The 22939-nt window shown below is 62.7% G+C and carries 23 protein-coding genes; 17 read left to right on the top strand and 6 right to left on the bottom strand.

The genetic code is table 11. The features are described 5' to 3' along the window. The first annotated feature begins 45 nt into the window (after window positions 1-45). Genes GOX53_RS10070 through murJ form a run of 3 tightly spaced genes read left to right on the top strand, consistent with a single transcriptional unit; the run spans window position 46 to window position 5547 of the window. Window positions 46-1221 (top strand): penicillin-binding protein activator, encoded by a 1176-nt coding sequence (locus GOX53_RS10070; protein ID WP_171175885.1) that lies wholly within the window; start codon window positions 46-48, stop codon window positions 1219-1221. Further along, window positions 1181-4009, top strand: a complete 2829-nt coding sequence (locus GOX53_RS10065; protein WP_254446525.1) for a [protein-PII] uridylyltransferase — start codon at window positions 1181-1183, stop codon at window positions 4007-4009. Before GOX53_RS10070 ends, GOX53_RS10065 begins: the two co-directional genes overlap by 41 nt. Beyond that, the gene (murJ, locus tag GOX53_RS10060) at window positions 4006-5547 is read left to right on the top strand and encodes a murein biosynthesis integral membrane protein MurJ (protein ID WP_171175883.1); all 1542 of its coding nucleotides are present in this window, start codon (window positions 4006-4008) and stop codon (window positions 5545-5547) included. The genes GOX53_RS10065 and murJ overlap by 4 nt, the downstream gene beginning before the upstream one ends. On the opposite strand, the gene GOX53_RS10055 is transcribed toward murJ, so the two are convergent. After that, on the bottom strand, window positions 5544-6230 hold the full coding sequence (locus GOX53_RS10055; protein ID WP_171175880.1) for a rhomboid family intramembrane serine protease: 687 nt from the start codon (window positions 6228-6230) through the stop codon (window positions 5544-5546). The genes murJ and GOX53_RS10055 overlap by 4 nt on opposite strands. 89 nt (window positions 6231-6319) lie before the next feature. On the opposite strand from GOX53_RS10055, the gene trpS reads away from it, so the two are divergent. Next, window positions 6320-7339, top strand: a complete 1020-nt coding sequence (gene trpS / locus GOX53_RS10050; protein WP_171175879.1) for a tryptophan--tRNA ligase — start codon at window positions 6320-6322, stop codon at window positions 7337-7339. A gap of 72 nt (window positions 7340-7411) precedes the next feature. Here trpS and GOX53_RS10045 read toward each other — a convergent pair whose 3' ends face one another. After that, window positions 7412-8461 carry a Glu/Leu/Phe/Val dehydrogenase gene (locus GOX53_RS10045; protein ID WP_171175877.1) on the bottom strand — a complete coding sequence of 350 codons (1050 nt, stop codon included), beginning with the start codon at window positions 8459-8461 and terminating at the stop codon, window positions 7412-7414. Window positions 8462-8591: 130 nt separating this feature from the next. Between GOX53_RS10045 and GOX53_RS10040 the strand changes: the two genes are divergently transcribed. From GOX53_RS10040 to GOX53_RS09980, 13 genes are all read left to right on the top strand, one after another. Then, window positions 8592-9050: an Lrp/AsnC family transcriptional regulator gene (locus GOX53_RS10040; RefSeq protein WP_171175875.1), complete on the top strand. Its 459-nt coding sequence runs from the start codon at window positions 8592-8594 to the stop codon at window positions 9048-9050. A 74-nt stretch (window positions 9051-9124) separates the two neighbouring features. After that, on the top strand, window positions 9125-9988 hold the full coding sequence (locus tag GOX53_RS10035; RefSeq protein ID WP_171175873.1) for a branched-chain amino acid aminotransferase: 864 nt from the start codon (window positions 9125-9127) through the stop codon (window positions 9986-9988). A 73-nt stretch (window positions 9989-10061) separates the two neighbouring features. After that, window positions 10062-10517, top strand: a complete 456-nt coding sequence (locus tag GOX53_RS10030; RefSeq protein WP_171175871.1) for a universal stress protein — start codon at window positions 10062-10064, stop codon at window positions 10515-10517. Between the two features lie 92 nt (window positions 10518-10609). After that, entirely contained in the window at window positions 10610-11173 is a 564-nt protein-coding gene (locus tag GOX53_RS10025) for a NifU family protein (protein ID WP_171175869.1), read from the top strand. Next, complete coding sequence (gene tsaB / locus GOX53_RS10020; protein ID WP_171175868.1) at window positions 11163-11753, top strand: tRNA (adenosine(37)-N6)-threonylcarbamoyltransferase complex dimerization subunit type 1 TsaB; 591 nt, start codon at window positions 11163-11165, stop codon at window positions 11751-11753. The genes GOX53_RS10025 and tsaB overlap by 11 nt, the downstream gene beginning before the upstream one ends. After that, window positions 11750-12163 carry a GNAT family N-acetyltransferase gene (locus GOX53_RS10015; RefSeq protein ID WP_171175866.1) on the top strand — a complete coding sequence of 138 codons (414 nt, stop codon included), beginning with the start codon at window positions 11750-11752 and terminating at the stop codon, window positions 12161-12163. Before tsaB ends, GOX53_RS10015 begins: the two co-directional genes overlap by 4 nt. Window positions 12164-12319: 156 nt before the next feature. Further along, window positions 12320-13318, top strand: coding sequence for a BMP family protein (locus tag GOX53_RS10010; RefSeq protein ID WP_171175864.1), 999 nt, complete (start codon window positions 12320-12322; stop codon window positions 13316-13318). Window positions 13319-13335: 17 nt separating this feature from the next. Further along, entirely contained in the window at window positions 13336-13689 is a 354-nt protein-coding gene (locus GOX53_RS10005) for a nuclear transport factor 2 family protein (protein WP_171175862.1), read from the top strand. After that, window positions 13686-15215, top strand: a complete 1530-nt coding sequence (locus tag GOX53_RS10000; protein ID WP_171175860.1) for an ABC transporter ATP-binding protein — start codon at window positions 13686-13688, stop codon at window positions 15213-15215. The genes GOX53_RS10005 and GOX53_RS10000 overlap by 4 nt, the downstream gene beginning before the upstream one ends. Next, complete coding sequence (locus GOX53_RS09995; protein ID WP_171175858.1) at window positions 15215-16309, top strand: ABC transporter permease; 1095 nt, start codon at window positions 15215-15217, stop codon at window positions 16307-16309. Before GOX53_RS10000 ends, GOX53_RS09995 begins: the two co-directional genes overlap by 1 nt. Next, window positions 16309-17274, top strand: coding sequence for an ABC transporter permease (locus tag GOX53_RS09990; protein WP_171175856.1), 966 nt, complete (start codon window positions 16309-16311; stop codon window positions 17272-17274). The genes GOX53_RS09995 and GOX53_RS09990 overlap by 1 nt, the downstream gene beginning before the upstream one ends. A 90-nt stretch (window positions 17275-17364) precedes the next feature. After that, window positions 17365-18288, top strand: a complete 924-nt coding sequence (locus GOX53_RS09985; protein WP_171175854.1) for a sulfite exporter TauE/SafE family protein — start codon at window positions 17365-17367, stop codon at window positions 18286-18288. A gap of 1 nt (window position 18289) precedes the next feature. Continuing rightward, window positions 18290-19054, top strand: a complete 765-nt coding sequence (locus GOX53_RS09980; RefSeq protein WP_171175852.1) for a TIGR02186 family protein — start codon at window positions 18290-18292, stop codon at window positions 19052-19054. Window positions 19055-19068: 14 nt separating this feature from the next. On the opposite strand, the gene GOX53_RS09975 is transcribed toward GOX53_RS09980, so the two are convergent. From GOX53_RS09975 to GOX53_RS09960, 4 genes are all read right to left on the bottom strand, one after another. Next, window positions 19069-19797 (bottom strand): SDR family oxidoreductase, encoded by a 729-nt coding sequence (locus GOX53_RS09975; RefSeq protein WP_171175850.1) that lies wholly within the window; start codon window positions 19795-19797, stop codon window positions 19069-19071. After that, complete coding sequence (locus tag GOX53_RS09970; protein WP_171175849.1) at window positions 19794-21323, bottom strand: ATP-dependent RecD-like DNA helicase; 1530 nt, start codon at window positions 21321-21323, stop codon at window positions 19794-19796. The genes GOX53_RS09975 and GOX53_RS09970 overlap by 4 nt, the downstream gene beginning before the upstream one ends. A 62-nt stretch (window positions 21324-21385) precedes the next feature. Further along, a complete protein-coding gene (locus GOX53_RS09965; protein ID WP_171175847.1) occupies window positions 21386-22024 on the bottom strand; it encodes an acyl-homoserine-lactone synthase in 639 nt (212 codons plus the stop codon). An 82-nt stretch (window positions 22025-22106) separates the two neighbouring features. After that, window positions 22107-22826, bottom strand: a complete 720-nt coding sequence (locus tag GOX53_RS09960) for an autoinducer binding domain-containing protein (protein ID WP_171175846.1) — start codon at window positions 22824-22826, stop codon at window positions 22107-22109. Between the last annotated feature and the right edge of the window lie 113 nt (window positions 22827-22939).

The raw sequence follows: 22939 nt of genomic DNA, 5'->3' as shown, positions 1-22939 counted from the left end.
ATAACGCGGCACTTCAGACCGCCGGATCAGGGAGTTGTGATTTAGATGTTTAGCGTTTTCAAGCCTGCCCGAAAACTGGCCTTGTCGGCCTGTGCCCTGGCGACGGCCGCGTTTCTGGCGGCTTGCGACACCATTGCGGTGGGCGGCGGCGGCCCCTCGATCAACACGTCAAAACCGGTTCCGGTGGCCCTGCTGGTGCCGCGCGGATCGGGACAGTCGGGTGACGCGGTTCTTGCCCAGAGCCTTGAGAACTCGGCCCGCTTGGCCATTGCCGATCTGGGCAATGTGCAGATCGACCTGCGCGTCTATGACACGGCGGGCAATCCGAACACCGCTGCCGCCGTCGCTCAGCAGGCCGTCAATGATGGCGCCAAGATCATTCTCGGACCGGTCTATGCCCAGGCCGCCAATGCCGCAGGTCTTGCGGTGCTGAACAAGCAGGTCAATGTCCTGTCCTTCTCGAACAACACCAACATCGCCGGCGGCAATGTTTTTGTCCTGGGACCGACCTTCAGCAATACGGCGAACCGGTTGGCCAGCTTTGCCGCATCGCAGGGCAAGAGCAGCGTCGTGGTGGTGCACAGCAATGATGACGGTGGGCAACTGGGCCGCGCAGCCATCACGCAGGCTGTCGGACGCAGCAGCGCACGGGTGGTCGGCACCGTCGGCTACGAACGCTCGCAGCAGGGCGTGATCAACAGCGTGCAGACCATCAGGTCGACGGTCAGCAGCAGCGGCGCGGATTCGCTGTTCCTGACCTCGACCACAGCCGGCGCGCTACCGCTTTACAGCCAGTTGCTGCCCGAAGCGGGCGTCTCGCCCGCCGCCACGCAGTTCATCGGCCTGACCCGCTGGGATATCCCGTCGCAGACACTGGAACTGCCCGGAGTACAGGGCGGTTGGTTCGCGCTGCCCGATCCGGGTAAGGCGCAGGCTTTCCGCTCGCGGTATCAGGCCAGCTATGGCGGCGCACCGCACCCGATCGGCGGGCTGGCCTATGACGGCATCGCGGCTATCGGCGCATTGGTGGGTGCCGGTAAGTCCGACGCCCTGACCGGAACGGCGCTGACCCAGAATGCCGGGTTCCAGGGTGTCGGTGGCATCTTCCGTTTGCGGCCCGACGGGACTAATGAAAGGGGGCTGGCCGTGGCCACGATCCAGAACAAACAGGTGGTTGTGATTGACCCTGCCCCACAAAGCTTCTCCGGTGCCGGTTTCTGACCCGGCACCTGCTGTCCTGACCGAACCAATGCTGACCGGCGAGCTGATCTGCCCGCCGGAACAGATTTTTGACGCCGCTGCCGTTCACGCCCGGATTGCGTCCGCGGCGCAGACCTGCGCCGATAGCGCCGCCCTGCGCGGGCAGGTTGTTGCGATTCTGCGCGATGTGCAGAAATCGGGCCGCGCTGCAATTGCCGAGGCCTTTGCCGCACAGCCTTTTGCGGCCCGTCCCCTGACCCGGGCCTACACCTATCTAACCGACGGGTTGGTGCGCACCGTGCTGTATGTGGCCAGTGAGATTTTGCACCCTCTGGCCAACCCGACTCAGGGGGAGCGCATCGCTGTTATTGCGGTGGGCGGATACGGCCGGGGCGAGATGGCGCCGGCCTCAGATGTCGATCTGCTGTTCCTGACCCCTTACAAGATCACCGCCTGGGCCGAGAGCGTCATCGAATCGATGCTCTACATGCTCTGGGATTTGCGACTGAAGGTCGGTCATTCCTCGCGCACCATCAAGGATTGCCTGCGGCTGGGCGGCGACGATTTCACCATCCGCACCGCCATGCTGGAACACCGGTTCCTCGCCGGGCATGAACCGCTGGCCGAAGAACTGGACGAGCGCCTCAAATCCGAGCTCTTCAAGGGCTCCGGCCAGGAGTTTATCGAAGCCAAGCTGCAAGAGCGTGAGACGCGCCACCGCAAGCAGGGCGAGCGTTACATGGTCGAGCCCAATGTCAAAGAAGGCAAGGGCGGACTGCGCGACCTGCAATCCCTCTACTGGATCGCCAAGTACCTTTATGGCGTGCAGGATGTGGCCGAACTGGTGCCGCTGGGCCTGTTCACCCGTGAGGAGTTCGACACTTTCGTTCAGGCCGAGGATTTCCTGTGGGCGGTCCGCTCGCATCTGCATCTGGTGACCGGGCGGGCGAGCGAGCAATTGTCTTTTGACCTGCAGGTCGAGGTGGCCGACCGCATGGGGTACGAGGATCGCGCCGGGCGCCGAGCCGTCGAGGTCTTCATGCAGAAGTATTTCCGCGAGGCCACCCGCGTGGGTGAGCTGACCCGGATCTTTCTGACCAAACTGGAAGCGGCACACATGAAGGGCGCTCCTCTGCTAGAGCGCATTTTTCGCCGCCGTCCCCGGGTCAAACCCGGCTACCGCGTGGTGCATGGCCGTCTGGACGTGGCCGACCCGGCGAAGTTCCTCGCCGACAAGGTCAACCTGCTGCGCCTCTTCGAAGAAGGGTTGCGGACAGGCATGCTGATCCATCCCGACGCGATGCGGCTGGTGACGGCAAATCTGGACCTTATCGACGACGACATGCGTGCCGACAAAGAGGCGCAGCGCATCTTCCTCGACCTGATGCTCAAACACGGCAACCCGGAACGCGCCCTGCGACGGATGAACGAGCTAGGCGTGCTGTCGGCCTTTCTGCCCGAATTCGAACACATCGTGGCGATGATGCAGTTCAACATGTATCACAGCTATACGGTGGACGAGCACACCATCCAGTGCATCGTGAACCTGGCCCAGATCGAGCGCGGCGAACTGATTGAAGAACTGCCGCTGGCCTCGTCGATCCTGGACCGCGGGGTGAACCGCAAGGTGCTCTATGTGGCGCTGCTCCTGCATGACATCGCCAAGGGACGGCCCGAGGATCACTCGATCCTCGGCGCCAAGATCGCGCGCAAGGTGGCGCCAAGGCTGGGGCTGAACAAATCCGACGCCGAGACGGTGGAATGGCTGGTCCGGTATCACCTGCTGATGTCGGACATGGCGCAGAAACGCGACATCTCTGACCCGCGCACGGTGCGCGATTTCGCCAAGGCGGTGACGACAGTCAAGCAGCTGGACCTGCTGACGGTACTGACCGTGTGTGACATCCGCGGCGTCGGCCCCAACACCTGGAACAACTGGAAGGCCACCCTGCTGCGCGCGCTGCATGCCGAGACCAAGCGCGCGCTGGAAACCGGGATGGAGGACCTCAACCGCGCCAATCGCGGCGCCGAGGCCAAGAAGGCGCTGCGCGAGGCGATGGAGAACTGGTCGAAGGCGGACCTCAAGACCGAGACGGGGCGGCATTACGACCCCTACTGGCAGGGTCTGAACCTGTCGACCCATATCGAGTTTGCCGAGATGCTGCAGGCGCTGGAACACAGCGGCGATCCCGGCGCGATGGAGATCCGCCTGCATCCTGACGTGGACCGCGACGCCACCCGGGCCTGTTTTGCGATGGCCGATCACCCGGGCATCTTCGCGCGGATCGCGGGCGCGCTGGCGCTGGTCGGGGCAAATGTGGTCGATGCGCGCAGCTATACGACCAAGGACGGCTACGTGACCGATGCCTTCTGGATACAGGATGCCGAAGGCCACCCCTTCGAGGCCTCTCGCCTGCCACGCCTGACCAAGATGATCCATAAGACGCTCAAGGGCGAGGTCGTGGCCCGCGAGGCGCTGAAATCCCGCGACAAGATCAAGAAGCGGGAAAAGGCCTTCAACGTGCCGACGCATATCACCTTCGATAACGATGGCTCGGAGATCTACACCATCATCGAGGTGGACACGCGCGACCGGCCCGGTCTGCTTTATGATCTGACCCGAACGCTGGCGGCGGCGAATGTCTATATCGCCAACGCGGTGATCGCGACTTATGGCGAACAGGTTGTCGATACCTTCTACGTCAAGGACATGTTCGGCCTGAAATACCACTCGGAAAGCAAGCAGCGCGGGCTTGAGGCCAAGCTGCGCAAGGCCATTACCGAAGGCGCGGAACGGGCCGCCTCATGAAGCCCATCCGATTGCTCTCGGGCCTGTTCACGGTGGGCTTCTGGACCTTGGCCAGCCGGATACTCGGGTTCCTGCGGGAGATCCTGCTGACCGCATTCATTGGGCCCGGCCCGGTGATGGACGCTTTTGTCGCCGCCTTCCGCCTGCCCAACATGTTCCGCCGCTTCTTTGCCGAGGGCGCGTTCAACGCCGCCTTCGTGCCGATGTTCTCGAAACGGCTGGAGGGCGGCGAGGATGCGGTGGGGTTCGCCCGGGATGCGTTCAACCTGCTCAGCACGGCGGTGCTGGCGCTGGTCGGGCTGGCGATGGTTTTCATGCCTGCTTTGGTCTGGGCCACGGCCGAGGGGTTCCATGGAGACGAGCGGTTCGATCTGGCGGTCGGCTATGGCTATATCGTGTTTCCCTACATCCTGTTCATGTCACTGGCGGCGCTGTTTTCCGGCGTTCTGAATGCCACCGGACGCTTTGCCGCCGCTGCCGCCGCACCGGTCCTACTCAACATCTTTGCCTGTAGCGCACTGATCGCGGGTGCCCTTCTGGGCGGTGAGGTCATCGACTGGCTGATCCGGGTGATCCCGGCGGCCGGGGTGGCGCAGCTAGCGCTGGTCTGGTTCGCCGCTGAGCGCGCGGGCATCCGTATCCGCCCCGGCCTGCCCCGCCTGACACCCGAGATGCGCCACATGGTCCGCATCGCCGTGCCCGCGGCTTTGGCGATGGGTGTGACGCAGATCAATCTGGTGGTAGGGCAACTCGTGGCCTCGAAAACCGAAAAGGCGGTGAGCTGGCTGTTTGCAGCTGACCGGCTCTATCAGCTGCCGCTCGGCGTTGTGGGCATCGCGGTGGGCATCGTACTGCTGCCCGATCTGTCCCGGCGTCTTCGGGCAGGCGACGATACAGGCGCGCGGGATGCGTTCTCCAGGGCCGGAGAGTTCTCGCTGCTGCTGACCATCCCCTCGACTGTGGCCTTTCTGGTGATGCCGCTGGCGCTAGTCTCGGTCCTGTTCCAGCGTGGGCAGTTCGGGCCCGAGGACAGCGCGGCAACCGCGCTGGCGGTGGCGATCTACGGGATCGGCTTGCCGTCTTTCATGCTGCAAAAGCTACTGCAACCTCTCTATTTCGCGCGTGAGGATACCAAATCTCCCTTCCGCTACGCGGTCGTTGCAATGGTGGTGAACGCCGCGCTGGCCTTTGGCCTGTATCCGCTGGTCGGCTGGATTGCCCCTGCCATCGCGGCCTCAGCGGCGGGCTGGGTGATGGTGGGGCTGCTGGCGATTGGTGCACGGCGGATGGGCGATGTGGCGCGGTTCGACGCCCGCTTTCATGAGCGGGCGTGGCGGATCGTCGTAGCGTCCGGCGCCATGGGCGCGGCGCTGCTGGTTGCGGTGCGGTTCGGTGGCTGGATGCTGTCGGTGCCAAGCTGGCGTTATCTGGCACTGTTCGGCCTGATCGTGTTGGGAGCCATGGTCTATTTCGCCGCTGGGCAAGCCATCGGTGCCTTCCGCATGGCCGAGTTCAAACGCGCCCTGCGCCGAGGTTAATCGCGCCGCATCCGATCGCGGATACGAGCCCAGCCGCCCGGCGCCAGAAAGAAAGACAGGCCAAACCCGGTGGCAAAACCGCCCAGATCGGCCACCCAGTCATTTGTACCGCCGAAGAGCAGCCCGAACAGCAACTGTATCCCCATCAGCACCGCGATCAGGTTGAAGGCCCGCGCCTGGTTCGCGCCCACCAGGGACAATCCACGCCAGAGCAGCCATGTGAAGGCACCGATCAGACCATAGACCGGTGGAAAGCCCCCGACCAGCGGATAGCGCGGGTCCAGCAGCAGGGCATAAGCCAGCGCCCCACCGACACCGGACAGCACGAAGATGATCAGCATTGCAACGCCCCCGAACACCTCACCCACCATCTTGCCCATGGCGAGCACAAAGACGCAGACAAAGATCGCCTGCGTCATGCTACCATGCACAAAGGGATAGGTGACGAAGCGGATCAACTGCTCGAACGGCCAGCGGCCGGTTTCCCACATCCAGCTTAGGACATCGGCGGAAAACGCGTAGGAATTCAGTGCCGACAGGCGCCAGCCAACAGCGCCCGGGCCACCGATCATCCCCCGCGCGCCAAGCGAAAACGCCACCTCGATCCCCATGATGAACAGAACCAGCGCCACCACCACCGGCGGCAACGGGTTCACGGCGGGTGTGTAATGCGGGCTGCTCATGGGTTCCGGCCTTTCCTGCGCCTGTTGACGTCCCCTGGCACCATGGGTAAGCGACGGGGGCTGTTTTTTCCAGACCGGAGTTCCTTTTGATGACCCAGACCCAATTCACGCCTCGCGTGTTTTCCGGCATCCAGCCCTCGGGCAACTTGCATCTGGGCAACTATCTTGGCGCGCTCAAACGGTTCGTCGACATGCAGGAAGAGGATTTCGAGACCGTCTACTGCATCGTCGATCTGCACGCGATTACCGTCTGGCAAGACCCCGAACAGCTGCGCCAGAAGACCCGTGAGGTCTGCGCGGGCTTCATCGCGTCCGGTCTCGACCCGGCCAAGTCGATCCTGTTCAATCAGAGCCAGGTGCCCGAACACGCACAGCTGGCCTGGATCTTCAACTGCGTGGCCCGCATCGGGTGGATGCAGCGGATGACACAGTTCAAGGACAAGGCGGGCAAAAACGCCGAGAATGCCTCCCTGGGTCTGTTTGCCTATCCGTCCCTGATGGCCTCGGACATTCTGGTCTATCACGCCACCCATGTGCCGGTGGGCGAGGACCAGAAACAGCATCTAGAGCTAACGCGCGACATCGCGGCCAAGTTCAACCATGATTACGGCGTTGATTTCTTCCCGATCACCGAACCGGTCATCGGAGGCGCGGCCCCGCGCGTGATGAGCCTGCGTGACGGGTCCAAGAAGATGTCGTCGTCTGACGCCTCGGACATGAGCCGGATCAACCTGAACGACGACGCGGATGCCATCGCCAAGAAGATCCGCAAGGCCAAGACCGACCCCGAGGCGCTGCCGTCGGAAGCGGCGGGGCTTGAGGATCGGCCCGAGGCCCGTAATCTGGTCCGTATCTATTCCGCCCTGTCCGGGCTGGATGTCGATGGGGTTCTGGCCGAAGTGGGCGGCAAGCAGTTCGGCGCGTTCAAGCCGATGCTGGCGGATCTGGCGGTCGAGAAACTCTCACCCATCACCACCGAGATGGACAGGCTGCTGGCCGATCCGGCGGAGATCGACCGCATCATGAGCGATGGCGCCAAGCGCGCCCGCGAGATCACGGCGCCGATCCTGCGCCGGACCTATGAGATCGTGGGGATGGTCGGGGCGTAGCCCGATACCGCGTGCGAAAGTGAAAAGAGCCGCCGCTCTCTCCGGCGGCTCTTCTCTTCGCCCAGACGCCGCTCAGGCGGCTTTCTGGTGCAGAATGTCGTGCACGATCCGCTCGGCCACGTCATTGGGGCAGACGGACAGGCGGGCCGCAGTGCTCAGAATGCGGTCCATGGTCCGGTCCAGCGCTTCGAGCCGGGCGGCCACCCAATCCTCACGGTCGGCGATCTGAAGGATCTCAGTCGCCACATTGACGATGCCACCGCCATTGGCGACGAAATCGGGCGCGTAGAGAATACCGCGTTCATGCAGGCGCTGGCCGTCGGCTTCGGTGGCAAGCTGGTTGTTAGCACCGCCCGCAACCGCACCGACCTTGAACAGGGGGATGCTGGCCTCATTCAGGATAGCGCCTATGGCACAGGGCGCAAAAATGTCCGCTTGCGCTTCGTAAATCGCATCCGGTGCAACCAGTGTCGCCGAGAATTCTTGGGCAACGCGGGTCACCTGCGCCGCGTCGATATCAGTAATGATTAGCTCTGCCCCGGCTTGATGCAGGAAACGGCAGAGGTGGTGGCCCACGTTCCCCAGCCCCTGAACCGAAACGGTCTTACCCCTCAGATCCCTGGACCCGAACCGATGCCGGGCCGTGGTGCGGATAGCGTTGAAGATGCCGCGTGCGGTCACCGGTGAAGGATCGCCACTGGCAAATGCGCCGTCGGCCAGACCGGCCACGAACCGGGTCTCGGTTCCGATCTGCGCCATGTCGGCTGGTGTCATGCCCATGTCTTCGGCGGTCCAGTAGCGGCCTTCGAGGCTTTGCACGACACGGCCAAAGGCCTGCATCAGCTCGGGTGTCTTGTCCATCGAAGGATCGCCGATGATCACTGCCTTGCCGCCGCCCAGAGGCAGGTCCGCCGCCGCATTCTTGCAGGTCATGCCGCGCGACAGGCGCAGCGCGTCGTTCAAAGCCTCGACCTCATGCCCATAGGGGCGCATCCGCACCCCGCCCGCGGCGGGGCCGAGCCGGGTGGAATGGATGGCGATAAAACCTTTCAGGCCGGTGGCCGGGTCCTCGAACCGGACCACTTCCTCATGCTCGGGCGTGTCGACTTCTGTGACCTTCATTTTCCCCTCCAATTTGCCTGTTTTGGTTTTCGCACGGACCGGGGGGAGAATGTCACCAAGATTGCCTGCCTGCCGTCATTGGATTAGAGTTATCCTCCATCATTCGCAGCAATTTCGGAGGAATCCTCCAATGGACCTGATCGACCGCAAGATCGTGCGCGCCTTGCAGCGCGACGGGCGCATGACGGTCACCGAGCTGGCCGAGACCGTGGGCCTGTCCCCTACCCCCTGCGCAAGGCGGCTGGACCGGTTGCAGCGGGACGGGGTGATCACCGGATACGCCGCGCAGGTCGATCCCGCCAAGCTGGGGCTGGGTGTGTCGATCTTTGTTTCGGTGGAACTCGACAAGCAGGACCGGGCCGCCATCGATTCGTTCGAACGCGCGATCCGCGCCTGCGAAGAGGTGATGGAATGCTACCTGATGACCGGGTCGCGCGACATCCTGCTGCGGGTGGTGGCCTCGGACCTGTCGGCCTTCGACGCCTTCCTCGAACACCGGCTGATGCAGATCCCTGGCATCCGCAACCTGCGGTCCAACTTCGCCCTGCGCGCCATGGTCAAACGCGAGGTGCTGCCGATGCCCGAATGAGCAGGCCCATGATGAAAGGTCTGGACCTCTGACCCAACGGCACCTACTTTCTGCGCCAAGCGAGGGAGAGAGTGATGGCAGTCGGCAAGAATATCCGCACCTATTTCGAGGGTCAGTGGCACGAAGGCGATGCGCCGATCATGCGGGCGGGCGATCATGGCGCCTGGCTGGGGTCGAGCGTGTTCGACGGCGCGCGCTATTTCGACGGGATGGCGCCGGATCTTGAGGCCCATTGCGCGCGCACCAACCGTTCGGCCGAGGCGCTGATGCTGACCCCAACCGTCTCGACCCAGGAGATGGTGGATATCGTGCGCGAAGGGCTGGAGGCCTATGGGCCGGACAAGGCGGTTTACATCCGCCCGATGTATTGGGGCATTGACGGCGATGCCTCGGCCATTGTTCCCAAAGCCGACAGCACCGGTTTTGCTGTCTGCCTTGAAGAGATCCCGCTGGCCGCGCCCACCGCCTCGGTCACGTTGACCACCACGCGGTTCCGCCGCCCGGTGCTGGAGGATGCTGTGGTGAACGCCAAGGCGGGATGTCTCTATCCCAACAACGCCCGAATGCTGCGCGAGGCGCGGTCCAAGGGGTTCTCCAACGCGCTGGTGGCCGATGCCATGGGCAACGTCGCCGAAACCGCCACCGCCAACATCTTCATGGTCAAGGACGGCGAGGTCTTTACCCCCATCGCCAACGGCACGTTTCTGGCCGGGATCACCCGCGCGCGCCATATTGCGAACCTTCGGGCGGATGGGGTCACGGTCAACGAATCCGTCCTCGGCTTTGCCGATTTCCACGACGCGGATGAGGTGTTCATGTCGGGCAACATGAACAAGGTCACTCCGGTGACCGCTCTGGACGACACGCAATTCCAGATTGGCCCTATCGCGCGCCGTGCGCGTGAGTTGTATTGGGATTGGGCGGCGTCAGACAGATAAACCTGCGGACGAACGTCATCATTGTCAGTCGCCGCATGGTCAGGCATGATCCGGCGAAACAGAAAGGATGCTTATGCGTAAGTTTCTTGTCGTCCTCGATGACAGCCGTGAATGCCTGAACGCCATGCGTTTTGCGGCCATGCGCGCATCGCATACGGGCGGTGGCGTGGCCGTGCTGTCGATCATCCCGCCAGACGAGTTCAACCACTGGATCGGCGTTGGCGAAGTCATGCGCGAAGAGGCGCGCGAGCGCATTCACGCGCATTTCGAGGTCTTCGCCAAATGGATGCGCGACAAGCAGCAGATTGAGCCTGAACTGATCATCCGCGAGGGTGAGCCAGTGCCGGAAATCATCAACTATGTTCAGGACGACCCGGAAATCGGGGTTCTGGTTCTGGGGGCCGGAACCGACAAGAAGGGCCCGGGGCCGCTCGTCACCCAGCTCTCTCGCAATTCCGGCAGCCTGCCGATTCCGGTCACGATCGTGCCGGGCGATCTGAGCAAGGAGAAGCTGGAAGAGATCACCTGAGCCGGGTCTCCACCACTTTTAGAATCATTCCAAACTCTTGACTTGGGGCGCTGAACGGCGCATATCCAAGTCAATCACCACGGAGTCCCGCCATGTTCATCCAGACCGAATCGACGCCGAACCCGGCAACGCTGAAATTCCTGCCCGGCCAGACGGTTCTGGAGGTGGGTACCGCCGATTTCCCGTCTTCCGAAACGGCAACGAAATCGCCGCTGGCAGCGCGCATTTTTGCGGTGAACGGTGTCACCGGCGTGTTCTTCGGCAATGACTTTGTGACCGTCACCAAGGCCGATGCCGTGGAGTGGGACCACATCAAACCCGCGATTCTCGGCGCTGTGATGGAGCATTACCAGTCCGGCCAGCCGGTGATGGGCGACGGTGCGCAGACCGCGTCCGGTCATGCCGAGCACTCGGGCGAGGATTCCGAAATTGTCAACCAGATCAAAGATTTGCTGGACAGCCGCGTGCGCCCGGCAGTGGCGCAGGATGGCGGCGACATCACCTTTCACGGTTTTGACCGCGGCGTGGTCTACCTGCACATGCAGGGCGCGTGCGCGGGCTGCCCGTCCTCGACACTCACGCTGAAGATGGGAATCGAGAACCTGCTGCGTCACTACATCCCCGAAGTGACCGAGGTGCGCCCCGTTGCCGTCTGATACCCTGATTCTGGGATTCGACACATCGGCCGCGCATTGCGCGGCCGCTTTGTTGCGGGGGGGCGAGATTATCGCCTCCCGCACCGAGGACATGTCGCGCGGACAGGCCGAGCGGCTGATGCCACTGCTCGAAGAGGTTCTGGCCGGGCAAGGCACGACCTGGCGCGATCTGTCGGCCATCGGCGTGGGCGAGGGCCCGGGCAATTTCACCGGGATTCGCATCTCGGTCTCGGCGGCGCGCGGGCTGGCTCTGGGTCTCGGCATTCCTGCCGTTGGCATCACCGGATTCGAGGCGCGCGCTTTCACCGCCCCAGCCGGTCACCTGCCCATCATCCCGGCCCCGCGTGAGCAGGTTTATGTCCAGCCTGCCGAGGGCAGCCCTGCCCTTTTGCCCCTGGCCGACGCAGAATCGCTCGGGAATCTCTACACGCAAAACGACCCGGGCGTGTTGGTCGAGGCGATTGCCCGTCTGGCCGCGACCCGCTGGCAGGACACGACTCAGCCCCCCGCCCCGCTCTATGTCCGCCCGGCAGACGCCGCGCCGTCGCGCGATGTGCCGCCGGTGCTGCTGGACGGATGACACCCGAGGAGATGGCCGCAACGCATGTGGCGGCCTTTACCCAGTCGCGCCCGTGGACGGCGGATGAATTCGCCGATCTTCTGGCAAACAGATTCACCTATCCCATTGGTAATGTGGATTGTTTTGCGCTTGTCCAGATCATCGCGGATGAGGCGGAACTGCTGACCATCGCCACCCATCCTGACCACCAGCGGCGGGGCCTTGCGCGGCGCTGCATGTCCGAGTGGCAGGCCGAAGCCGCCGAACGAGGTGCTACCCGCGCCTTTCTGGACGTGGCTGCGGACAACGCGCCCGGCATTGCCCTCTACCAACGCTGCGGCTATGCGCCCTGCGGTCGGCGCCCGAGCTATTACCGGCGCGCAGGCGGGGAGAACGTGGACGCGATACTGATGGAACGCGGCCTGCCCTGACGGCAAGCCGCTGAATCTCGGACCATCCGGTCAAAAAGCGGTTGACCCTGCGCGCCGCAAGCGGCCTTAATTGCCAGCATCACAGCAGTAATGCTCGCGTGAGCGGGGTTTGGCCCTGTCTCTTGCACCAAACGATAAAACCAACGGGAGTGAAAAATGACTCTAATGAAATCCCTGATGGGGGCCGCCGCTGCAGTAGCTCTGACCGCAGGCGCCGCCCTGGCCGAGCCTGCGCTGATCTTCGATCTGGGCGGCAAGTTCGACAAATCGTTCAACGAAGCCGCGTATAACGGTGCCAAGCGTTGGGCCGATGAGACCGGCAACAGCTTCCGCGAGATCGAGCTGCAGTCCGAAGCCCAGCGCGAGCAGGCCCTGCGCCGCTTTGCTGAGGCCGGCGCCAACCCCGTGATCACCATGGGCTTTGCCATGGCCGATCCGCTGAGCGCTGTTGCCGCCGATTATCCCGACACCAAGTTCGTCGCGGTTGACGTGACCTGGCTGGACGCGCCGAATATCCGGCAGATCGGCTTTGCCGAGCATGAAGGCTCGTATCTGGTCGGCATGCTGGCCGCGCTGGCCTCGAAATCGGGCACCGTGGGCTTTGTCGGCGGGATGGACATTCCGCTGATCCGGCACTTTGGCTGCGGCTACGCGCAGGGCGCCAAGGCCGTGAACCCCGACGTCAAGATCATCGCCAACATGACCGGCACCACCCCGGCGGCATGGAACGACCCGGTGAAGGGATCGGAACTGACCAAGGCACAGATCAGCCAGGGCGCTGACGTGGTCTATGCGGCAGCTGGCGGTACCGGTGTGGGCGTGCTCCAAACCGCTGCTGATGAGGGCGTTCTGTCCATCGGCGTCGACAGCAACCAGAACCACCTGCATCCGGGCAAGGTCCTGACCTCGATGCTCAAACGCGTGGACGTGGCCGTCTACGATGCCATGACGGCAGGCGAAAATCTGGAAACCGGTGTGTTCACGCTCGGCCTGGCCGAAGAAGGTGTGGGCTATGCGCTGGACAACAACAACGCGCCGCTGATCTCGGATGAGATGAAGGCCGCGGTGGACGACGCCCGCCAGAAGATCATCGACGGTGAAGTCAACGTGGTCAGCTACTACGAAAACGACAGCTGCCCCGCGCTGAGCTTCTAAGCAGAAAGCCTCAGGCCATGACGGATTGTATTCATACTCTGTTCGCGGCCTGGGGCGATCCGTCGCCCGAGGGCCGTGCCGAAAAGACGGACGCGGCCATCGGGCCCAACTTCTACTATTCCGATCCAAACGCACCCGAGCCCGTGCAGGGCCGTGACGCCTACCTGGCCTATATCGCCATGTTCGGCGAGATGATGCCCGGTGCCAGCGCCAAGGTGGTCCACATCTCGGAACATCGCGGCCATGCCCGCGCCACGGTGGATTTCCTTAAGGATGGCGCGCTCATGGTGCGCGGCCAGTATTTTGCCGATCTCGAAGACGGCAAGGTGGTGCGGCTGATCGGTTTTCCAGGCATGGGAGAGCCCGAGTGACAGCCCCCGCCATCGAGCTGAAAGGCATTTCTAAATCCTTCGGGCCAGTTCAGGCCAACAAGGACATTTCCATCAGCGTCGCCCCCGGCACGATCCACGGGATTATCGGTGAGAACGGCGCGGGCAAATCCACGCTGATGAGCATCCTCTATGGCTTCTACAAGGCCGACAAGGGCGAGATCTGGATCAACGGCAACAAGACCGAGATCCCCGACAGTCAGGCCGCAATTGCGGCGGGCATTGGCATGGTGTTCCAGCATTTCAAGCTGGTCGAGAACTTCACCGTGCTGGAGAACATCATTCTGGGCGCCGAGGATGGCGGGCTGCTGAAACCCTCGCTCTCGAAAGCGCGCAAAACGCTGCTGGAGTTGGAAAAGGAATATGGGCTGAACGTCGATCCCGACGCGGTGATCGAAGAGCTTGGCGTGGGCATGCAGCAGCGGGTGGAAATCCTCAAGGCGCTCTACCGCCAGGCCGAGATCCTGATTCTGGACGAACCCACCGGCGTGCTGACCCCGGCCGAGGCGGATCAGTTGTTCCGCATCCTCGACCGTCTGCGGGAAGAGGGTAAGACGATCATCCTGATCACCCACAAACTGCGCGAGATCATGGAGGCAACCGACACGGTATCGGTGATGCGGCGCGGCCAGATGACGGCAACGGTCAAAACCTCTGAGACCAACCCCGAGCATCTGGCCGAGCTGATGGTGGGTCGCAAGGTGCTGCTGCAGGTTGACAAGGTTCCCGCACAGCCCGGCAAACCCATCCTCGAAATCGAGAACCTGCGGGTCACGGACGAGAATGGCGTGGAACGGGTGAAGGGCATCGACCTGACCGTCCGCGCGGGTGAAATCGTCGGTATCGCCGGTGTCGCCGGCAATGGCCAGTCGGAACTGCTTGAGGTTCTTGGCGGCATGCGAACCGGCGTTGGCACGATCAGGCTCAACGGCGCGCCGCTTGCGCTCAGCGGAGCGGGATCCGACGGACAGGCCCGGCGTGCTCAGCACATTGCCCATGTCCCCGAGGACCGGCAGCGCGAGGGTCTGGTGATGGATTTTCACGCCTGGGAAAACGTTGCCTTCGGCTACCACCGCGATCCGGCGTATCAGCGCGGCATCTTTATGGACAACGCCGCCTTGCGTGCCGACACCGAGCGCAAGATCGAAAAGTTCGACGTGCGCCCGCCCGATGCCTGGCTGTCGGCCAAGAATTTTTCGGGCGGAAACCAACAGAAAATCGTCGTCGCGCGCGAGATCGAGCGCAACCCGGACCTGTTGCTGGTCGGACAACCAACGCGCGGTGTGGATATCGGTGCGATCGAATTCATTCACAAGCAAATCGTTGCCCTGCGCGATCAGGGCAAGGCTGTGCTGCTGGTCTCGGTGGAACTTGAGGAAATCTTCTCGCTGTCGGATCGGATCGCGGTGATGTTTGATGGACATATCATGGGTGAGCGTCTGCCCCATGAAACGGATGAAAAAGAACTGGGCCTGCTGATGGCCGGTGTAGCCGGGGAGGCCGCATAATGGACAAGATGCCCAAATGGGCCGATGTGGTGCTGATTCCGCTGATCAGCCTGCTGCTGGCCGCGATCTTGTCGGCGCTGGTCATCCTTGCCATCGGTGAAAACCCGGCCGAGGCGGTGAACCTGATGGTCACCGGCGCATTGGGATCAACATACGGCTGGGGCTATACGCTCTACTACGCCACCAATTTCATGTTCACCGGCCTGGCGGTCGCTGTGGCCTTTCATGCGCGCATGTTCAACATCGGCGGCGAAGGTCAGGCCATGCTGGGCGGTTTGGGCGTTGCGATTGTCTGCCTTTATGTCGACTGGCCGCATTGGAGCATCGCCCTGCTGGCCGCCTGTGCCGCATCCATGATGTTTGGCGCTGCCTGGGCGGCGATCCCCGCCTATCTGCAGGCCAAGCGCGGCAGTCATATCGTGATCACCACGATCATGTTCAACTTTATTGCCGCGGCTTTCCTGAACTACATGCTGGTTAACGTGATGCGGCCCGAAGGGTCGATGGACCCGGCGACGGCGCGGTTCTCAGAAACCGTGCATCTGCCGACATTGCACGAACTGCTGGCCCCGATCGGCATCAATTTCTCAAAGGCGGCCCCGGCCAATATTTCGTTGCTGGTGGCGATACTCGCCTGTTTCGTGGTCTGGGCGCTGATCTGGCGCACCCGTCTGGGATATGAGATTCGGTCCTACGGCAAAACCGAGACCGGTGCGGTCTATGCAGGCATCTCGCCCGTGCGCATTACCATCGTCGCCATGCTGATCTCGGGCGCGCTGGCCGGGCTGATGGCCATCAACAACGTGATGGGCGAGGCCGAGCGGCTGGTGCTGAACTCGACCGAGGGCGCCGGTTTCATCGGTATTGCCGTGGCGCTGATGGGACGCAGCCATCCGTTTGGCGTGTTCCTGGCCGCGATTCTGTTTGGCTTCCTCTATCAGGGCGGCGCCGAGCTTGCGCTCTGGACGTCGATCCCGCGTGAACTGATCGTTGTGATCCAGGCGCTGGTGATCCTGTTCACGGGCGCGCTGGACAACATGGTGCGGACACCGCTTGAGAAACTGTTCCTCAGCCTGCGGAAAGGGTCTGCCTGATGGATTTCCTGACGCTTATCCAGATATTCGATTCGACGATCCGTTTGGCCACGCCGCTGTTGCTGGCCTGTCTGGCGGGCCTCTATTCCGAGCGGGCGGGCATTTTCGACATTGGCCTTGAGGGCAAGATGCTGATGGCCGCGTTCTTCTCGGCTGCAATCGCTGCCGTCAGCGGCTCGGTCTGGCTGGGCCTGCTGGCCGGCATCGCATCCTCGCTGCTGCTGAGCGGGCTGCACGGGCTGGCCTCGATCACCTTCCGGGGCAATCAACTGATCTCGGGCGTGGCGATCAACTTTCTGGCGGCGGGCATGACCGTTCTGGTGGCGCAGGACTGGTTCCAGCAGGGCGGGCGCACCCCCTCGCTGTTCGGCGGAGGCCGCTTCCCACCCATCAAGTGGCCGTTTGCCGATGCGCTGAGTGACGTGCCTGTCATTGGGCCCATCTATTCCGAGCTGTTGTCGGGTCATTCGATCCTGGTCTATGTGGCCCTGCTTGCGGTGCCCGCGACCTGGTGGGTTCTCTACCGCACCCGGTTCGGCCTGCGCCTACGCGCCGTTGGTGAGAACCCGGCCGCTGTAGATACCGCAGGGGTTTCGGTTGTGGGTCTGCGCTATGCCGCCGTGGCGATCTGCGGCGTGCTGTGCGGGATCGCGGGCGCCTATCTGGCGACGGCCTTGCAGGCGGGTTTCGTCAAGGACATGACGGCAGGCCGCGGCTTTATCGCGCTGGCGGCGCTGATCTTTGCCAAATGGCGGCCCTGGCAGGCCATGGGCGCATGCCTGTTGTTCGGTCTGCTGCAGGCGGTGGCGTTGCGATTCCAGAATATCGACCTGGGGGGTGTAACGATCCCGGTGCAGGTCATGGACGCGCTGCCATATGTGCTGACCGTCGTGATTCTGGCAGGCTTTGTCGGCAAGGCGATTCCACCGCGCGCGGGCGGCGAGCCTTATGTGAAGGAACGCTGATAAGGCCAGTTGGAAACGGTAGATCGGTCCTGTTCGCTGCAGAGCGGCATTGCAGTTGATTTTGTTCCTCTCAGCGGGTCTAAGAGGAACATGCAGATCTACCTTCCAATCGCCGAAGTTTCCGTCAACGCCTTCCTCCTGCTCGGGCTGGGGGGAATGGTTGGGATTCTGTCCGGCATGTTTGGCGTCGGCGGTGGGTTTCTGATGACCCCACTGCTGTTTTTCATCGGAATTCCGCCTGCGGTGGCTGTGGCGACCGAAGCGAACCAGATCGTCGCCTCGTCCTTTTCCGGGGTTCTGGCACATTTCCGGCGAAGAACTGTGGATTTGCGAATGGGGAGCGTCCTGCTCGTAGGCGGCCTGACCGGGGCCGCCTTGGGGGTCGTGGTCTTCAACTATCTCAAGAGCCTCGGCCAGGTCGATCTGCTGGTCAAGCTGTGCTACGTGGTGTTCCTGGGCATCATCGGCGGGCTGATGTTCATCGAAAGCCTCAACGCGATCCGCAAGGCGCGCAAGGCCAACGGCGCACCGCCGCCCAAGCGCCGCCAGCGCAACTGGGTGCATGCACTGCCGTTCAAGATGCGCTTCCGAACCTCGGGCCTGTATATCTCGGTGCTGCCTCCGCTGGTCGTGGGACTGTTCGTGGGCGTGCTGTCGGCCATCATGGGCGTCGGTGGCGGTTTCATCATGGTGCCCGCAATGATCTACATCCTGGGCATGCCGACCAAGGTTGTGGTGGGCACATCGCTGTTCCAGATCATCTTCGTTACCGCATTCACCACCATGCTGCACGCGACCACAAACTTTACCGTGGATGTGGTGCTGGCCGTGCTGCTGCTGGTTGGCGGCGTGGTCGGCGCGCAGATCGGCACCCAGATCGGCGCACGCATGAAGGCCGAACAGTTGCGCATTCTGCTGGCGCTGATGGTTCTGGTGGTCTGCGGCAAGCTGGCGCTGGATCTGCTGCTGCAACCGGCAGAGCTCTATTCGCTCGGCACCGAAGGAGGGCACTGAGATGTTGCGCCTGATTGCAGCTCTCTGCCTCGTGGCCCTGCCCGCCTTTGCGGTCGAGGAACAGGTCGTGCTGGGCCTCAGCCAAGACCGCGTGGCCATCACCGCCGACTTCAACGGCTCGGAGATCCTAATCTTTGGCGCCGTCAAGCGTGAGGCTCCGATCCCCGAAGGCGACCCGCTGGAAGTGATCGTTGCCGTATCCGGCCCGTCCGAGCCGGTATTGGTGCGCCGCAAGGAAAAGAAGTTTGGCATCTGGGTGAACACCGACAGCGTGCTGGTGGATTCGGCGCCCAGCTTCTACGCCGTGGCCACCAGCGCCCCGTTCAAAGAGGCGATCACCGACACCGAGGATTTGCGCCACCGGGTTTCCATAGAACGGGCAATCCGGTCGGTGGGCGCGGCAATGCATATTCGCGGCGCCCAATCCTTTGCCAACGCGGTGGTGCGCATTCGCGAGAACGCGCGTCTTTATTCCATTCGTGAGAACACCGTTGCCGTGGACGAGCAGACCTTGTTCCGGACCTCGATTGAAATGCCCGCGGACCTGACCGAAGGCGAATACAGCGCGCGCATCTTCCTGACCCGTGGCGGTATGGTCGTTTCCGACTTCACGACCTCGATCGATGTGCGCAAGGTGGGGCTTGAGCGTATTCTCTACACCATGTCCCGGCAGCAGCCCATTCTCTATGGCCTGATGTCGCTCGCCATTGCTATCGCCGCCGGTTGGGGCGCCTCTGCGGCCTTTCGTCTGATCCGCAACAACTAAGGCGTTTCAGCCCGTCAGCCGCGCCCGATATAGGGCATCCTAGTCGCCATCACGGTCATGAACTGGACATTCGCCTCAGGCGGCAGGGTCGCCATGTGCAGGACCGAGCGGGCAGCATCCTCGACGGCCATGGTCGGATCAGGCTCCCGCCCCTCGGCGATTGCGGCATCGACCAGACCCTGAACCATGGATGTGTGGGCGTTGCCAATGTCGATCTGCCCGCAGGCAATACCCAAGCCACGCCCGTCCAGTGACAGGCTGCGGGTCAGGCCGGTGATGGCGTGTTTCGTGGAGGTGTAATGCACTGAATTCGGGCGGGGGACATGGGCTGCAATCGAGCCGTTGTTAATGATCCGTCCACCTTGCGGGTTCTGACCGCGCATGGCGGCAAAGGCAGCGCGGGCGCACAGGAACATGCCGTTCAGGTTCACGTTGACCGTCTGATACCAGTCCTCCAGCGCGATCTCGTCGATAGTGCCGCCGGGCGCAAAGATGCCGGCATTGTTGAACAGTACATTCAGCCGCCCTGCCCGGTCGTTAAAATCGCGGAACGCCGCCTGAACCGCATCCGGATCGGAGACGTCGGCCACCAGCGGTACGGCGTTGTCCCGCCCCGCGGCCATCTCCTCCAATATCTCTCCGCGCCGGGCCAGCAGGCCAACCTGCCAACCCTCTGCCAGAAACAACCCGGCAGTGGCGCGCCCGATGCCGGAACTGGCGCCTGTCACGATGATCGTCTTCATGTCTCCTCCGCCTCCAGTGTCAGGGCCGTCGGCGCCTGCCGCAGGTCGTTGACCCGCAGCGCGTGGGTGGGTTTCGACAGACGGTTGCGGACCACCCAGATCAGACGCTCCTGCGCGCGGGTGATGGCGACATAGGCCAGCCGTTTCCACAAGGGCTGCCCGGCCTCGGTCCGACCCATCCGCGCGGCTGTGTAGATGTCGGGGGCAAAAACCTGCACCGTGTCCCATTGGGAGCCCTGCGCCTTGTGAATGGTCACCGCCGCGCCATGCAGGAAGGTCGCGCCCATGCGGGCGGCATAGGGAATAAAGGGCTCTTCCTCATCCGGCTTCTCGATCTTGACGATCGAGGCGGCGCTGACCTGCGGGTCTTCGGCCCCCATTACGTGCAGCCGCGAAAAGCCGGGCTTGCGTCCGGGGCCAAGATAGATCACCTGTGCGCCCTTGATCAGCCCGCGCGCCTCAAGATCCAGCCGCTTTTTGCGGTGCTTCAGCGGCAGTTCAATGCCGTCGCAGATCAGCGGCTCGCCCTCAAGCAACTCGGTCTCGGGCGCGCCATGGACTTGGCGAAAGGCGTTGATCAGGCGTATCCGCGTGGCGTTGCGCCAGACCAGAACCGGGCTGCGGGCCATCAGATCGACCTCGACCCGTTGCCCCCAGACCACCCGGTCATCGCGGCGGGCGGTCTGTTCCACCATGCGTTCGAAATCCTCGAACCCAAGCTGGGGATCGGCCAGCGCATGGGCCAGGTCAAGGATGGGGTTGTCGGCATCCTGCCGGTGAACGCGGCTGAGGCTCAGCTTGCGAGGCTCGGGCAGCCCATCGAAGACCATCGAGCCCGACTGGTTCACCGGAGCCAGCTGTGCGGGATCGCCGAACAACAGCAGGGTCGGAAAGATCTCCTTGAGGTCCTCGAACTGCCGGTCATCCAGCATCGACGCCTCGTCGACAAAGCCGATATCCAGCGGCTCGTCCCGGCGTTTCCAACCGGTGATGAAATCCGATCCGCGCAGGCCCGCAGCAGCCAGCGCACCGGGGATCGACTTGTTCCGTTCATAGAAACCCGCAGCACGGTCCAGCGCCTCATCCGTCAGCCCTTCGATTTCGGGGCGCTCACCGTTGCCGGCCAGCCATTCGGCGATACGTTCGTATTCCGGATCATAGACGGGGGTGTAGAGAATGCGGTGAATCGTCGTGGCCGGAACACCGCGCAACCGCAAGACGCTGGCCGCCTTGTTGGTCGGCGCCAGAATTGCCAGCGTCCGCTTTTCACGCGCCTTGCGGCTTTCGTAATCGCCAGACACCACATGCACGCCTGCGTCAGCCAGCGCCTTGTAAAGCTCAGCCAGCAACAGCGTCTTGCCCGAACCCGCCTTGCCGATCACCGCCATCACGCCGGATTTGCCACCGCCCGGGGGCGTCAGCAAAGCCTCGTCATCCAGGTTCACCCCGGCAGCACTTAGCATCTCGGCTACACTGTCGAAGGCGGTCGCCTGGTCGTCGGAAAAGGTCACGCTTGGCAAGGACATGGCGCGACCCTACAGGGGCGCGCCAGCCGCCGCCAGATGCTGCAGTCACCTTTTCAGATGGTTCACGCAGTCAACGCAAATCGCGGCCGGGCCGACTTGCCAAACGCGGTGTTGAACCACAGGCGCGACAGCTCACGCGGAATGCCCGCACGCGCTGCCACCCGCTCACAATCCGCTTCGGAATATGGCCACAGCCCAACCGAGATCTGATCCCGGCCGATGCCTTCCGAGCCCAGAACCTCTGGCGACGACCCGATCAGGCGATAGATCCGGATCATGCGGGCATCGAACACACCAGCGATATGGGTCAGGCCAAACCCCCCCATTACTTCACCGCCGCTGAGCATGATCGCTCCGGCGATGCGCGGGCTGGCGTCTCGTGAAAGGCAGAACCGTGTAACTTCCCAGATCAGCGGGCTGCAGATCGGCGCCCCGCCGGTCAGATGGCCAAAGACATCGTTTACCATAACCGGGCCGGTGGTCGGCAGGATGCGCATCGAGCCCCCGTGGCTGCCATCCGGTTCCTCCCAGATCACATAGAGCGGGTTGAGATCGTCGTATTGATCCCGCTCTTCCCCCTGTTCGTTGATATGCACATCCCACCCAAGCCGGGTTTTGAACTGATCGGCGCGGTCGCGAAACATTCCCTCCCGCAGTTTCGGGTATTTGTGCAGTTCATCTGCATAAATGTACCGGAGCATGACTTGATCCCCTCATTGTCCGTTTCGGAACAAAGGGGGTACAAATTCAAAGTTAATATCCGGTCAGCGCACCGTACGACGGTTAAACGACGATTAATCCCCGGCTCATGGCGGTTGCTATCGCATGGGTTGTGTTAAGCGCTCCGAGCTTGAATCGGGCGCTTTCGATGTAGACCCTCAGCGTGTGTTCCGAGATCGACAGCGAATGGGCCACCTGGGCGCGGCTGTAGCCCAGCGCCAACAGGGTCATCGCATCGACTTCGCGCGGGGACAGGGCCCGCGACGCTTCCGGCTGGCGGTCGCTTTCGAACTCAAGCGCCTTTCTGTTGAAGAAATGGGCGATCAGGATCAGGTCGCGCCCGTAAGTCTCTGTGAAATTGGCCCAAAACGCGTCGTCACAGGTGTGATTGACAGTAAACAGCGCAAGCTGACCGGCGGGTCCCCGGATCGGGATGGAATATCCCTGATTGCCGACGCCATGCTTCATGGCATCCTGCAAAAACGCTTTGGAGATCTTGCCCGACCAGTCGAGCTTTTTCCAATCAACCGGGTGAAATCTTTGAAAACACCCAAGAATGACCGGATCTATGCGATGATAGTTTCGGTCCTGATAACGTTCGGCCCAGGCATCGGGATAAGTGGTGCACCCGTATTGGTCGCCAGCGCTGTCGACCCAATGATAGATGATGTGGTCAATACCCAGCGTGTCCCGCAACTTGACCGCAGTATTTTCAAGCCCCTCAAGCCCGCTGGTGCCGTCCAACTCCTCGAGGATCTGGTTCAAATCGACCTTCGTTCCCATTCGCGGGCGCCCGTGCCTCATCGCTCTTGGACGCTATCTCGGCCGCGGCGATCAACTTGGTGTCGTCAAGCTGCTCGGCGAGGGCGCTCATACCATTCGCAGAGGCGAAGGAT

The organism is Ruegeria sp. HKCCD8929 (assembly GCF_013031405.1).
GTDB lineage: Bacteria > Pseudomonadota > Alphaproteobacteria > Rhodobacterales > Rhodobacteraceae > Ruegeria.
Note: the sequence above shows the minus strand (reverse complement) of the source record. Positions and strands in the feature narration are given on the sequence as shown.

Bases quoted from the DNA above. Each gene is read 5' to 3' on its own strand.
- murJ (WP_171175883.1), top strand. From the start codon at position 4,006: ATGAAGCCCATCCGATTGCTCTCGGGCCTGTTCACGGTGGGCTTCTGG.
- GOX53_RS10045 (WP_171175877.1), bottom strand. From the start codon at position 8,461: ATGAAGGTCACAGAAGTCGACACGCCCGAGCATGAGGAAGTGGTCCGG.
- GOX53_RS10015 (WP_171175866.1), top strand. From the start codon at position 11,750: ATGACACCCGAGGAGATGGCCGCAACGCATGTGGCGGCCTTTACCCAG.
- GOX53_RS09980 (WP_171175852.1), top strand. From the start codon at position 18,290: ATGTTGCGCCTGATTGCAGCTCTCTGCCTCGTGGCCCTGCCCGCCTTT.
- GOX53_RS10025 (WP_171175869.1), top strand. From the start codon at position 10,610: ATGTTCATCCAGACCGAATCGACGCCGAACCCGGCAACGCTGAAATTC.
- GOX53_RS10030 (WP_171175871.1), top strand. From the start codon at position 10,062: ATGCGTAAGTTTCTTGTCGTCCTCGATGACAGCCGTGAATGCCTGAAC.
- GOX53_RS09995 (WP_171175858.1), top strand. From the start codon at position 15,215: ATGGACAAGATGCCCAAATGGGCCGATGTGGTGCTGATTCCGCTGATC.
- GOX53_RS09960 (WP_171175846.1), bottom strand. From the start codon at position 22,826: ATGGGAACGAAGGTCGATTTGAACCAGATCCTCGAGGAGTTGGACGGC.
- GOX53_RS10035 (WP_171175873.1), top strand. From the start codon at position 9,125: ATGGCAGTCGGCAAGAATATCCGCACCTATTTCGAGGGTCAGTGGCAC.
- GOX53_RS10005 (WP_171175862.1), top strand. From the start codon at position 13,336: ATGACGGATTGTATTCATACTCTGTTCGCGGCCTGGGGCGATCCGTCG.
- GOX53_RS09965 (WP_171175847.1), bottom strand. From the start codon at position 22,024: ATGCTCCGGTACATTTATGCAGATGAACTGCACAAATACCCGAAACTG.
- GOX53_RS09970 (WP_171175849.1), bottom strand. From the start codon at position 21,323: ATGTCCTTGCCAAGCGTGACCTTTTCCGACGACCAGGCGACCGCCTTC.
- GOX53_RS10070 (WP_171175885.1), top strand. From the start codon at position 46: ATGTTTAGCGTTTTCAAGCCTGCCCGAAAACTGGCCTTGTCGGCCTGT.
- GOX53_RS10055 (WP_171175880.1), bottom strand. From the start codon at position 6,230: ATGAGCAGCCCGCATTACACACCCGCCGTGAACCCGTTGCCGCCGGTG.
- GOX53_RS10010 (WP_171175864.1), top strand. From the start codon at position 12,320: ATGACTCTAATGAAATCCCTGATGGGGGCCGCCGCTGCAGTAGCTCTG.
- trpS (WP_171175879.1), top strand. From the start codon at position 6,320: ATGACCCAGACCCAATTCACGCCTCGCGTGTTTTCCGGCATCCAGCCC.
- GOX53_RS10040 (WP_171175875.1), top strand. From the start codon at position 8,592: ATGGACCTGATCGACCGCAAGATCGTGCGCGCCTTGCAGCGCGACGGG.
- GOX53_RS09985 (WP_171175854.1), top strand. From the start codon at position 17,365: ATGCAGATCTACCTTCCAATCGCCGAAGTTTCCGTCAACGCCTTCCTC.
- GOX53_RS09975 (WP_171175850.1), bottom strand. From the start codon at position 19,797: ATGAAGACGATCATCGTGACAGGCGCCAGTTCCGGCATCGGGCGCGCC.
- GOX53_RS09990 (WP_171175856.1), top strand. From the start codon at position 16,309: ATGGATTTCCTGACGCTTATCCAGATATTCGATTCGACGATCCGTTTG.